This window comes from Vibrio sp. CAU 1672 (genome assembly GCF_029223195.1).
Lineage (GTDB): Bacteria > Pseudomonadota > Gammaproteobacteria > Enterobacterales > Vibrionaceae > Vibrio.
The window spans coordinates 19,343-31,100 of sequence record NZ_JARHUF010000002.1 but is presented as its reverse complement, the minus strand read 5'-3'; the positions used below and the strand labels follow the sequence as shown (position 1 = coordinate 31,100).

Annotated in this window: 12 protein-coding genes; 5 read left to right on the top strand and 7 right to left on the bottom strand. The window is 50.1% G+C overall.

What is annotated here, in order from left to right:
- Window position 1 precedes the first annotated feature (1 nt).
- On the bottom strand, window positions 2-676 hold the full coding sequence (yjjG, locus tag P2G85_RS02400; RefSeq protein ID WP_275862524.1) for a pyrimidine 5'-nucleotidase: 675 nt from the start codon (window positions 674-676) through the stop codon (window positions 2-4).
- 125 nt (window positions 677-801) lie between these two features.
- Between yjjG and P2G85_RS02395 the strand changes: the two genes are divergently transcribed.
- Window positions 802-1,710, top strand: a complete 909-nt coding sequence (locus P2G85_RS02395; protein WP_275862523.1) for a LysR family transcriptional regulator — start codon at window positions 802-804, stop codon at window positions 1,708-1,710.
- 43 nt (window positions 1,711-1,753) lie between these two features.
- On the opposite strand, the gene P2G85_RS02390 is transcribed toward P2G85_RS02395, so the two are convergent.
- Window positions 1,754-2,308, bottom strand: a complete 555-nt coding sequence (locus tag P2G85_RS02390; RefSeq protein ID WP_275862522.1) for a sugar O-acetyltransferase — start codon at window positions 2,306-2,308, stop codon at window positions 1,754-1,756.
- Between the two features lie 107 nt (window positions 2,309-2,415).
- Complete coding sequence (locus P2G85_RS02385) at window positions 2,416-2,814, bottom strand: OsmC family protein (protein WP_275862521.1); 399 nt, start codon at window positions 2,812-2,814, stop codon at window positions 2,416-2,418.
- A 192-nt stretch (window positions 2,815-3,006) separates the two neighbouring features.
- Here P2G85_RS02385 and msrB point away from each other — a divergent pair, with 192 nt between their 5' ends.
- On the top strand, window positions 3,007-4,143 hold the full coding sequence (gene msrB, locus P2G85_RS02380; protein ID WP_275862520.1) for a peptide-methionine (R)-S-oxide reductase MsrB: 1,137 nt from the start codon (window positions 3,007-3,009) through the stop codon (window positions 4,141-4,143).
- A gap of 10 nt (window positions 4,144-4,153) precedes the next feature.
- Entirely contained in the window at window positions 4,154-4,303 is a 150-nt protein-coding gene (locus P2G85_RS02375) for a DUF2256 domain-containing protein (protein WP_275862519.1), read from the top strand.
- Window positions 4,304-4,305: 2 nt separating this feature from the next.
- Here P2G85_RS02375 and P2G85_RS02370 read toward each other — a convergent pair whose 3' ends face one another.
- The 3 genes from P2G85_RS02370 to P2G85_RS02360 are packed head-to-tail and all read right to left on the bottom strand — an operon-like array spanning window position 4,306 to window position 7,927.
- Window positions 4,306-5,013, bottom strand: a complete 708-nt coding sequence (locus tag P2G85_RS02370) for an SDR family oxidoreductase (RefSeq protein WP_275862518.1) — start codon at window positions 5,011-5,013, stop codon at window positions 4,306-4,308.
- A complete protein-coding gene (locus P2G85_RS02365; RefSeq protein WP_275862826.1) occupies window positions 5,013-6,557 on the bottom strand; it encodes a cryptochrome/photolyase family protein in 1,545 nt (514 codons plus the stop codon). The genes P2G85_RS02370 and P2G85_RS02365 overlap by 1 nt, the downstream gene beginning before the upstream one ends.
- Window positions 6,557-7,927, bottom strand: a complete 1,371-nt coding sequence (locus P2G85_RS02360; protein ID WP_275862517.1) for a DASH family cryptochrome — start codon at window positions 7,925-7,927, stop codon at window positions 6,557-6,559. Before P2G85_RS02360 ends, P2G85_RS02365 begins: the two co-directional genes overlap by 1 nt.
- A gap of 278 nt (window positions 7,928-8,205) precedes the next feature.
- On the opposite strand from P2G85_RS02360, the gene P2G85_RS02355 reads away from it, so the two are divergent.
- A complete protein-coding gene (locus P2G85_RS02355; protein WP_275862516.1) occupies window positions 8,206-9,219 on the top strand; it encodes a GGDEF domain-containing protein in 1,014 nt (337 codons plus the stop codon).
- 79 nt (window positions 9,220-9,298) lie between these two features.
- Here P2G85_RS02355 and P2G85_RS02350 read toward each other — a convergent pair whose 3' ends face one another.
- Window positions 9,299-9,877: a hypothetical protein gene (locus P2G85_RS02350; protein ID WP_275862515.1), complete on the bottom strand. Its 579-nt coding sequence runs from the start codon at window positions 9,875-9,877 to the stop codon at window positions 9,299-9,301.
- 173 nt (window positions 9,878-10,050) lie between these two features.
- On the opposite strand from P2G85_RS02350, the gene P2G85_RS02345 reads away from it, so the two are divergent.
- Window positions 10,051-11,577 (top strand): DUF3612 domain-containing protein, encoded by a 1,527-nt coding sequence (locus tag P2G85_RS02345; RefSeq protein WP_275862514.1) that lies wholly within the window; start codon window positions 10,051-10,053, stop codon window positions 11,575-11,577.
- The last annotated feature ends 181 nt before the right edge of the window (window positions 11,578-11,758 follow it).

Here is an 11,758-nt window from a genome sequence, read left to right as displayed (position 1 = left end):
GTCAGGCCACCAGAATTGCATGCAGCTCTGACAACGAGTTAACGGTATAACTTGGTGCGATGGCTTCATCTCCTCTGGCACCATGGGCGTTCAGCCAACAGGTTTCAATACCAAAGTTATTGCCGCCCAAAATGTCGGAATGCAGGTTGTCACCGACCATCAACACCCGGCTTTTACATGGGTTACCCATCTGTTCCAGCGCGTAAGAAAAGATCCCCAGATCGGGTTTTGCTACGCCTACTTGTTCGGAAATCACCACATGGTCAAAGTAGTCCGTCATTCCGGTGCGCTCCAGCCGAACCGCCTGCAGCTCAGTGAAGCCATTGGTGATGATGCCCATTCTCGCTTTGCCCTGCAGCGCGTCCACCAGCTCTTTGGCGCCCGGCAGCAGGCTACAAATATCCGCCATGGCGTCAAGGAAAGCACTGTTAAGCTCTGAGGTGGTGGTGTCGAGTCTCTCTGCCCATTCGGTAAATCGTCTGTGCTTAAGATCTTCTGCGCTAACGCGCCCTTCCTGGTAATCGACCCATAGTGGTTTATTGACCGTTTGGTAGTGAGCAAAATCCTGCTCGGTGAAATCGACGCCTTTGCGTGAGAACATCAGCTGCAGGCCTTTGAACGCATCAAAGTGAAACAAGGTCTCATCAGCATCGAACAAAATCCAATCGTATTTCATTTTTCATTTCCAAATTTTAGGCAAAATTCACGGTTGCATAGTCTAGATTGTTTTCTTATAGATGATAATTGCTATAATAGGAAAATAATTGTATCCCAAAACTCAACAATTAAGAGCCGTTCTCTGTGCATACCATCGCTTCGTTACCCGTATTTGTCGCTGTTGTCGAATGTGGCAGCTTTTCCCAGGCGGCAAAGCAACTTAACCTGACTAAATCCGCCATCAGCAAACGGATCACCCACCTTGAAGATGAGCTGGGCATTCGCCTGCTCAATCGCACCACCCGCAAACTCAGCCTTACTGAGGCGGGGCAACGCTATTTTGAATACGCATCACGGGCTTTGACATACGCCCAACAAGGCATTGATGCGGTTTCCGAGCTGCAAGGCACACCGCAGGGCAGCCTTAAAGTCACTGCCCCGATGACCTTTGGGGTACTGCATATTGCACCGTTAATTAGTGAGTTTCTGGCTCTGTACCCCAAAATTGAAATCAATCTGGAGCTGGAAGACAAAATGGTCGACCTGGTCCAGGACGGCTTTGATCTCGGTATCCGGATCGGCCACTTACCGGTTTCCAATCTGGTTGCCAAACGCATCGCCCCATGCCGCAACGTGCTGTGTGCATCACCGGACTATCTGGCCCGCCATCCGATGCCACACAAACCCAGCGATCTGGTTGGGCATAACTGCCTGCGCTACTCATACTTCCGCGGCGGTGTCGAATGGTCGTTTGAAAGCCAGGGCACGGCCTATAAAGTCCTGCCTAAGGGTAATTATGTGGTCAATAACAGTGAAGCAATCCGCCGCGCTTTGCTGAGCGGCTGTGGCATTGCACAGATGCCAACGTTCATCGTCGGTAAAGAACTGGCCTCCGGCCAGTTAGTTTCACTCATGAACGACTACTCTCTGCCCCAACATGCCATTTACGCCGTGTTCCCGGAACGTAAACATATGCCTTTAAAAGTACGTGCCTTTATTGATTTTATCAGTGAAAAATTAGGCAGCGACACCCCATACTGGGATCGCTATTGAGCGCAAAATACAAACCTTGGGCAGGCATGATTTGCACGCAGCATCATTCGCCTTGATCAAGACGGCGGATCAACTTGGCGGGGGTACCTCCGTACAGACAGTCCGGCGGCACATCCGAGTTGACCACTGAGTTGGCCGCTATCACTGATCGCGCACCGATAGTTACGCCTTGGTTAATCACCGCATTGCCGCCGATCCACACATCATCCTCAACCGTGATCGGCTTGCAGAAGGTTTCCCAGCGGCGACGGCTGCGGTGATCCAGTGAGTGGGATGCGGTATAAAACTGCACACTTGGCCCAATCAAAACATGGTTGCCGATCTTTATTTTTGCCCCGTCGAGCATCACCACATTCATGTTAATAAAGGTTTCAGCCCCAATTTCGATGGTTTTACCAAATTCACAATGAAAAGGAGACTGCACAATACTGTAGCCAACCTTGCCAAACAGCTGCTGTTGCAGTTCCATACGCTGATCAAACTCAGTACTGGCGTTCAACTGGTGCAAAATGCGGCTGGCATTGCTGCGAATGGTATCGATTTCTTGGTCGGCACCATCAAAAATCTGGCCTGACATCATTTTTTCTAATTCGGTCATCAAACTACCCTACATTTTCCGAATGTTTCAGGTTACGACAATCGTGCAATAAAAAAAGAGAAAAGCCGCCGCTTTTCTCTTTCCGGTTTTGTTACCGACTGAAACGTTCAGACGATTTCCCAGCTGTGCGTCATCTCAACGCCTTCGCCCAACATTAGGCATACTGAACAGTATTTCTCCAGCGAATCGGCCGCGACCTGCGCCACCACTTCAGGGGCCAAATCTTGCCCGGACACTTCAAAATGGATATTCACTTTGGTAAAAATACGCGGTGCGGTTTCGCGTCGTTCCGTGGTCAGCTTGGCATTCACCGATGTGACCTTCTGCCCGGCAGTCTTCAGACCATCGACAACGTCGACCGAGCTGCATCCGCCGGCCGCCATTAACACCATTTCCATCGGGCTTGGCGCGGTGGCCCCGCCATTTCCATCCATTACTACCGAGTGGCCTGATTGTGACTGGCCAAGAAATTTAAACTCCTCAACCCATTTAACTTCTGCTTGCATGCTTTCTCTCTTTTTGTTCTCTGCCCCATCACCTCATGCTTATCGACTGATGACCGGGCACGTAGTTCCTTGACGCTACTGTAGCGCCCCGGTGCCAAAGGACAAACAAATTTTCACTCTGGTTGTAATTTTTTCGCTCGTTTGCCTTTCCAGATACGTATAGTCATTAACACCGTCAAGCCAGAGGAAATTATGAGAACAGTATCTAAATTATTGGCAGGCTTGTCTCTGCCGGCACTCTTTGTTGTGCTGAGTAACACAGGCAACGCAGAGAACATGGCTCCGGCTCAGAAAGCAGCCAGTCATCAAGTTGCCACCCTGGCAGGTGGCTGTTTCTGGTGTACTGAGGCAGATCTCGAGCAACTGCCGGGCGTCATTGACGTGGTCTCGGGCTACTCCGGCGGCGATATTAAAAACCCGACCTACCGCCAGGTAGCCTCAGGTAAAACCAGACACATTGAGAGTATCCGCGTCACTTTTGATGCCACGCAAGTTGATTATGAAACCGTACTGGACTACTTCTTCCGCCATATTGACCCCACCGATGATCAGGGATCGTTTGTCGACCGTGGGCCGCAATATCGCCCGGCCATTTTCTATCACAACGCCGAGCAACAACGTATAGCGCAGCAGCTTATGCAGCAGATCGATCAGGCAATGATTTTCCCCAAGCCTCTCAAAACCGAACTGATCGCCTTTGATACTTTCTATCCGGCCGAAGAGTATCATCAGGATTACTATAAAAAGAGCAGCCTCAAGTATAAATATTATCGTTATGCCTCCGGCCGGGATGAGTATCTCGACGAGGTGTTTGGTGACGAGCGCAAAGAACAGCCCAAAACCTTGCGCGAGCTGATTGATGAGAAAGCACTGCTGATGAAAGTTACACCTTACCCTAAACCGTCACCCGTAGAGATAAAACAACAACTCACTGAACTGCAATATTACGTCACTCAGCAAGAGGGCACCGAACGCCCGTTTGACAACGAATACTGGGATAACAAGGAAGCGGGAATTTACGTGGATGTCGTCACCGGCGAGCCACTGTTTTCTTCTACTGACAAATACAAATCAGGCACCGGATGGCCCAGCTTTACCAAACCGATTAATCCCGGCTATGTGGTGACCAAAACCGATTACAAGCTTATCTATCCCCGCACCGAAGTGCGCAGCCGATTTGGTGATTCCCACTTGGGCCACGTGTTCAAAGACGGGCCCAAACCCACCGGCTTGCGCTACTGCATGAACTCCGCGGCAATGAAGTTTGTTCCGGTGAGCAAGATGGCAAGTTTAGGTTACGGCGACTATCTGTTTCTATTTGATAAATAGCGAACACGCGATGAAGGGGTTCAAAACACAGCTTGCCGTTAAAACCTGCCCGGTATGCCGACGGCCGTTTTCCTGGCGCAAGAAATGGAAGAACAACTGGGAGCACATCGTCTTTTGTTCTCAGCGCTGCCGGCGTGGCAAAAACAGGCAGAAGCACTGAATTCACCACGGGAGCAACTCTCCGTCATAAGCCCAGAAAGCCCCGCTGTCTTGCGGGGTTGCGCGGGCAATCAAACCAACCAGATTACGCGCCACGTCCGCAGAGGCAAACAGTTTTCCGGGAGGAACACTCGCGTGAAACGGTGCCGATAAAGCCGTGTCGGTAGTACCGGGATGCAGGGCCAGTACCACGCCCTGTTTTACCCGGCGCTGCCATTCGATTGCCATGGTTTTGAGCAGCATGTTAAGTGCCGCTTTTGAAGCGCGGTAGCTATACCATCCTCCGAGGTGATTGTCGGAGATACTGCCTACTTTTGCGGAAATCGTGGCAAATTTCGGTGCCTGACGACGCTTGAGCTTAGGGGTGAAGTATTTAGCCAGCAGCAATGTCGGTACAGTATTTACGCTGATATTGTGCAGAAAAAATCGGCTGTCTAGCGCATCGAGGCTCTTCTCAGGTCCTTTGGCCGGGGTATGCAGCAGCCCGACACAGTTGATTAACCAGTCAGGATCCGCTGTTGAACCACTGAACGCTTTGACCTCCTGCTCGTCACTGACATCGACCTGGTGCCACACAACCTGCGGATGGCACCAGTCCGGCCGCGTACGGCGATAAGTCACATCGACATGCGCTGCGGGAAAACGCGTCACCACCTCTTGTAACATGGCAGAACCAATCCCGCCGTTACCCCCGATGATCAGAATACGCATTACAATGTCTCCAGTGTACCGAGGTATTCGTCGGCAGTCTTAAGGACGGCATCGCGCTGCGCGGCTTCCAGGTTATCCCAGGTGCGATACAACATCCTGACCCGCGGATTAAGCGCGAGTCGCCTGGCATGCTTATCCATAAAACGCCAATATAAACTGTTAAACGGACATGAGCCCTTTCCGCTGCGAGCTTTGTGGTCATAATGACATTGTTTGCAGTAATCACTCATTTTATTGATATAAGCGCCGCTGGCAGCGTAAGGTTTGGTACCAACAATACCGCCGTCGGCGAACAGCGCCATACCGCGCGTATTGGGCATTTCCACCCACTCTATTGCATCAATATAAACGCCGAGGTACCACGCTTCTACCTGATCAGGGTCGACCTCAGTCAGCAGGCAGAAATTGCCTGTAACCATCAGGCGCTGAATATGGTGGGCATAAGCGTAATCCAGTGACTGGCTTATAGCATGGTGCATGCAGGCCATTCGGGTTTTACCATTCCAGAAAAAATCCGGTAGCTTACGCCCGGCCTCCAATGTATTGAGTTGGGCGTAACGGGGCATGTTGGCCCAGTAAACCCCGCGGATATACTCGCGCCAGCCTAATATCTGGCGAATGAAACCTTCCACCTGTGCCATGTCGATGTCAGGGTTGGCGCGAAACGCCGTAAGCGCCGCATCAATCACCTCCGCCGGGTGAAGTAACTTGCTGTTCAGCGAAAATGATAATCGGCTGTGATAAAGGCTCCACTGCGCGTCATGTTGCCCGGTCATGGCATCCTGAAAACGGCCAAAGCGTGGTAAACAGACCTGGCAGAAGTGTGCCAGCAGGCTGAGACTCTGGCTGCGGTTTATCGGCCACAGTAGCTCTCCCTCCAGGTGGCCGATGGTGCGAATATCGTGACGCTTCAGGCGCTCACAAACGTTGCTTACGTTAACACTGAACATCAATGGTTGGGGAAGTTGCTCAATATCCTTGGGCTTGAGTTTATTGCGGTTGTCAGCGTCATAGTTCCATTTACCACCCAGAGGCTTACCCTCATGCATTAAGATGTCAAACCGCTTCCGCATGCGGCGGTAAAAGTGTTCCATCATGACGTGCTTTCCCGCCGGAAAGTGTTGCTCCAGCTCATCAAACGGCAGGAGGAAGTGCTGCGTATCCACACAACCAACCACCACATCGTTGATCCTGAGGTTTGCCAACTGCGCCAACAACCGATATTCATCCGGCCGTTGGTATTCAAATTTGCTCGCGCTGACTTCGCGGACATAGTGCTGTATGACCTGTTCGAGGGTGGCAAAAACCTGGGTTTCATCCAGCGTTAAGTGCAGCACCTTATGCCCCTCAGCCTGCCGCTCCTGCGCAAACTGCGCCATCGCAGAAAAAAACGCACACACCTTTTGAATGTGGTGGTCAACGTAAGTACTTTCCTGCTTTAGCTCCGCAATCAGATACAGAACCCTATCGTCAACCTGCTGAAACCAAGAGTGCTGGCTATTGAGCTGATCCCCCAGGATCAGGCGTACGGTGTCAAATCTCATCACGGCGTATCTCCCGTTTGTGGCGTGTGCATAATGGGCCAGTCCACCATATCGACACTGTCCAGGCTGGCGGTGGGACACTCCCCTTGCCACTTGTCGATAAAGTGATGGTTTGGGTCATAAGTATGGGTCTGCTTGTCCAAATCAAATTGCCGGGAACCACGCGGGTCGGCACCAACCCCTGCCAGATACTGCCAGTTTCCCCAGTTTGAAGCGACATCGTAGTCAATTAACTGGGTTTCGAAATACGCCGCACCAAAACGCCAGTCAAGCCCAAGCTCATGGATAAGGCAACTGGCGACCAGTTGGCGCCCCCGGTTAGACATATAACCTGTCGCCCGCAGTTGATGCATGCAGGCGTTCACCAGCGGATAAGGGGTCTGGCCGTTTTTCCATAGGGCAAAGCGCTGCGGGTAGAAGGAGGCCAATGGCGCTTTGCCATTAATACCGCTGAAACAGAACAACCGCTGCCGGTATCGGCGGGCATACCAGTAAAAATATTCCCGCCACAGCAACTCAAAAAAGATCCAGTAGGTAGATTCATTGCTGCCATTCACCCGTTCATAATCCTTCAGCATCGCCACCAATGTGCGCGGTGACAAACAGCCGTGTGCCAGCCAGGGCGAAAACTTGGTCGATAGCTCCCAGCCATCCAGCGCATTGCGGGTCTGCTTGTAGTCAGCGGGCCGGGGAGAAGAAAAGTAAGCCCGCGCGTGTCTCAGGCCCGCTTTTTCACCACCGGTAAAACCGCACGCTGAGTTGCTTTCTTGACTGCCATTGTCTCCGGCCCAAAGTGAATCACCACAGCCGCCGGGCCTTGTTTCGACTTCAACAGGGGCTGGAAGCGAAGTAACCTCCGCAACTGGCTGCGTGATCTCAATATCTTCGACACGTCGCCGGAACTGACTGAAGGTAACGGGTAACTGATCCAATGCAAACGGTAACTGCTGCTGTTCAAATAACGCCGTATGCTCGTGTTGACAAACCTGCAGATGCGGAAAAATTTGGCCGATCTGACTGACGACCTGTTGTTCGTCCGTGCCCGGAAAGGCGGCGCTGTAGAGGTGGGTAACGTGATGCCGGGAAATCAGCCGATACAAGGCAAGGTAGGGTTGCAAATCGGTTGTTACCAGCCTGTGGCCGTGCTGATGCAGCGCAGAGTCCAAATCTCTGACCGACTGTACCAAAAACCGTCGCTTCGCCTGCCCTACCCCGGCGACTTGGGCAAAATGATTAAGATAGGCAGACACAGATGGCAGACAATACAGGCAAATGAGAGAATCTACTTGCTGTGCGGCTTGGTGTAATAATGGCTGGTCATACAGTCTCAGATCCTGGCTAAACCAGAAAAGGCCGACTTTCATCGTCAAAGGAGTCCCTGTTGCGTTCTCAGTACCCTTCGTACGCGACCAGTCTCCATGCGATCAGATAATGAACAAAATATATCGTAAATCAAAGCACAGACCGCACTAATAACATTATTATCAACTTATGTACTTTAAGATCATTACAAGCTAAAAACTTTAATGAAGCCGATTAATTAGACATCTATTTTCATATTTATCTGATATTAGTGACAAAAGTTAGAGCGCTGTATCGTGATATCCGTTAATCTAACCGCTACAACAGTTAGCTAGCAACAACAAAAATGACTGACGAGTTTAAAAAATCCACCGCCAATTTAAAAAAAGCGGTGCCACTGATGATAAAAAATTACGTAGCGGCCACACCTGCCAACTATGCCCTCTGGTACACCTACGTCGATAAAACCATCCCCGAGCTAAACGAGGAGCTGGATACCATTCTCGACAACTATGGTATTTGCCCTCCGGCGACCAATAAAAAACTTTACACCAGTTATGTCGCGACCAAAGCGGAAACCAGTCTGGAAGAGCTGAGAAATAATGTGGAAGTTTTATTGACTGAAGTCGCCAGCTCGATGAATGACACCTTAACTGACACCTCAACGTTTTCTGCGCAGATAGATAAGAGCTTTAATAAGCTGGAAAAAGTACAAGACAGCAGTTTAAATATTGAAGAAGTCATGAGTGTCATCCGCCAGCTCGTGTCAGAGTCACGTGAAATCCGCCATTCAACCCGGTTCCTCAATAATCAGTTGACCAACGCCAGTGAAGAAATCTCCCGGCTCAAACAACAACTGGCCGATGTACAAAAAGACGCACTGTTTGATGGCCTGTCCAATCTATACAACCGCCGCGCCTTCGACAGTGATCTGAGCATTCTGGTGAATAGCAATCAGGCATTGAGCCTGATTCTGCTCGACATCGATTACTTCAAAAGGTTCAACGACGAATACGGCCACCTGTTTGGTGATTCGGTGATCCGGGCAATCGCTAAGAAGCTGCAACAGAGCTGTCGTGACGGTATCAGCGCGTACCGGTTTGGCGGCGAAGAGTTTGCGTTAATTGTTCCGAACAAATCACTACGCATCGCCCGTCAATATGCCGATAGCCTACGCCGAATGATCGAGAGGTTGCGGGTACGCGACAAACGTTCCGGGGAACAGGTACACAACATCACGGCTTCATTTGGTGTAGCAGAGTTTCAGGTTGGTGAGAATATCGAAACCTTAATCGAAAGGGCAGATAAACAACTGTACGATGCTAAGCAGCTTGGCCGTAACCGGGTCATGCCAATATAAAGTCCCCATAAAACAACCAAGCCCCGGGCTACAACTCGGGGCTTAGTGTAATGTGAGTATATTTCACAGCCGCTAGCAATTAATCAACGCTGTAACAATAACTCAAAATGTAATCGTCACCGTTTTTAGCTGTATATTCTTTATCTTCACTGCAAGCCATCGGCTTACCTTTGCGATCACCTTTGATCAAACTGATCCAATGGCGCATTGCGGTTGGGGAAGAGCCGGTTAACTCTGGGCTGAACGTGGTTCGCGTCTCAAGCTGAATATCATCGATATCCATCAGTTCTACGCACCCGGTGCCTTTATGGCAGCCAAACATCACTTCAACGTGATTGCCTGAATCGTCTCTAAACAGAATCGACTGCGGATCCTCTTTTTCACCAGTATAAGCAACGAAGTGCTTAGGGCGCTTAAGTCCGCTGTGTGAACCGTCTTTAAAATACGCCATTACGTGGCGGTAATCGATCACATAACTGGATACGTCCTGATGCGAGCCTGCCTCCAATGGGAACATGCGGTCTAGCAACTGTTTAGCTTTCAATTGTTTTTCACTTTGCTGTTCAGAACTCACCGCTTCGACGGCAAATACTGCTTCAGCGATAAACGGGCGAGTCTGTTGTTGGATGTCTTTTTTATCGAAGTTCAGCATATTCATCGTCATATCCTCGTACTTAATCCTGTCCCTAGAGCAAATACTTAAAACCTAATTTTAAGTTTCAGACAATTCTGTGAAGTGGGTAGTTAATTTCCTTGCCTGCTCAGTATGTAGACTAGCGAAATTTTAACTACAATTTCACAACAAAAATTTTACAATGTGAATTTTACAAAATGTCTGTGTCAAAAAGCCTTATCCGCCAATCGCATTTCCTAGGTACCAAGATCCGTAACCTAAGAAAAAATAACCATTTAACCATGGAAGATTTGTCTGCCCGCTGTATCAGGGTCAATCCGGAATACGCTCCGTCCGTTTCTTACTTATCCATGATCGAACGGGGAAAACGGGTACCCAGCATTGACATGCTGGAAGTGATTGCCGAAGTGTTCCAAAAAGATCCGGCTTGGTTTCTCGATGATGAGCCAGAACTGGACGCCATCACCCCCAATAAAGGTAACCGAGGCGGGATAAATGGCATGGCGCTCGAGCCCAGTTTTTTGTTTTCCAATGAAATCTTACAGATTGCCATTCCCGAAATGCTCTCCCAGACGGGAATTACCGGACGGCAGTTTGCCCACTTGTTGATCCGTGCGCATCAAGAGAGCCATCAGAACCATTTCCCAGACTTGGAACGTGCGGCGGAAGAAGTTGGCCTGAAACGACTCAACCTCTCTGTCGAAGACTTAATTGACATCGCTAAAAGCATGGGCCTGGAGATCCGTTGGATTGACCGGGCTCCTCAAGATGTGATTGATGAACTGGGTGTCAGTGCCAAACAGCTGATTACCTCTTTCATGGAACCTCCGGGCACGATTTATCTCAACAAAAGAATGCGCGACTACCCGACTCGTCTGAAGTATGACCTGGCGGTTTATATCGGCCATCGTGTGCTGCACAGCAGTGAAGGGATGACCAACGTGTTGTCTATCGGCCAGCAACAAAACTGGGAACAATCCAGCTCGTCAATAGCCAACTCCGAACTCAATTCACAAGACATTTTACAAGCCTGGCGTGACTTCGAATCGAGCTTTTTCGCCGGTGCCCTGCTCTGCCCTAAGGTGCCTTTTCGTCAACTGCTGGATCGCTCCGGTTACGAGATCAATGTGCACACCCGCGCCGGAGTTTCGCCTTCGGTCGCCATGCGGCGTATGACGGTTGTATCACCTTATCCTCATTGGCATTACTTCGATGCCTACGGTCCGGGCAAGTTAAAAGCGGTGTATCGGGGTAATGGCATCCCACTGCCCTGGGGGAACATGCGCACAGTGAATGATCCCTGCCAGCACTGGGCCGTTTTCCGTCGTTTGGCTCAGCCCATGGACACCAGCTCGGCACAGATTTCCATTTTAAATGTGGCTGATGAACCCAGAATTTATTGCTGTGAGTCAATCAATGTGACTGATCCGGCAGGAAATAATCGCGTGCTTTGTGCGGGTATCGATCTCAACCCAGCGATCCTGGCTCAGGGCGGAGACGCCCTCGCTATCGCTGAAGAGTTAAAATCGTTATGTGTCTCTTCCGGGGGAAGTACCGTGATCCCGCAACACATCAAAAAAGATCTGACGACCATAGCCAGAATACTCAACATCAACTGGATTGAGCGTGGTATCCAGACTCAGGCTCACTTGATCTGTTCGCGTGGTGCGGTATGTCCGCGTCAGCCAAGTTGCTACAGTAAATGTGAAGATACAGGGAACTAAAAAAGAAAACGCCAACCACAAGAGAGGCGTGGTTGGCGGTATGTATGTGTGAACAATTGGCATTCACTAACAACGTCAGTTGGCTAGGTGACCCTCGGCTTAATAAGGGTCACTATTACTAAAGCATGAAGTGTGCCAACTTTATATTGGCCTATTTTGTTGGTTTTAGATGCATATCGAA

Excerpts from the sequence above, each read along its gene's own strand:
- yjjG (WP_275862524.1), bottom strand. The coding sequence starts at position 676 with ATGAAATACGATTGGATTTTGTTCGATGCTGATGAGACCTTGTTTCAC.
- P2G85_RS02390 (WP_275862522.1), bottom strand. The coding sequence starts at position 2,308 with ATGACCGAATTAGAAAAAATGATGTCAGGCCAGATTTTTGATGGTGCC.
- P2G85_RS02385 (WP_275862521.1), bottom strand. The coding sequence starts at position 2,814 with ATGCAAGCAGAAGTTAAATGGGTTGAGGAGTTTAAATTTCTTGGCCAG.
- msrB (WP_275862520.1), top strand. The coding sequence starts at position 3,007 with ATGAGAACAGTATCTAAATTATTGGCAGGCTTGTCTCTGCCGGCACTC.
- P2G85_RS02375 (WP_275862519.1), top strand. The coding sequence starts at position 4,154 with ATGAAGGGGTTCAAAACACAGCTTGCCGTTAAAACCTGCCCGGTATGC.
- P2G85_RS02370 (WP_275862518.1), bottom strand. The coding sequence starts at position 5,013 with ATGCGTATTCTGATCATCGGGGGTAACGGCGGGATTGGTTCTGCCATG.
- P2G85_RS02365 (WP_275862826.1), bottom strand. The coding sequence starts at position 6,557 with ATGAGATTTGACACCGTACGCCTGATCCTGGGGGATCAGCTCAATAGC.
- P2G85_RS02355 (WP_275862516.1), top strand. The coding sequence starts at position 8,206 with ATGACTGACGAGTTTAAAAAATCCACCGCCAATTTAAAAAAAGCGGTG.
- P2G85_RS02350 (WP_275862515.1), bottom strand. The coding sequence starts at position 9,877 with ATGAATATGCTGAACTTCGATAAAAAAGACATCCAACAACAGACTCGC.
- P2G85_RS02345 (WP_275862514.1), top strand. The coding sequence starts at position 10,051 with ATGTCTGTGTCAAAAAGCCTTATCCGCCAATCGCATTTCCTAGGTACC.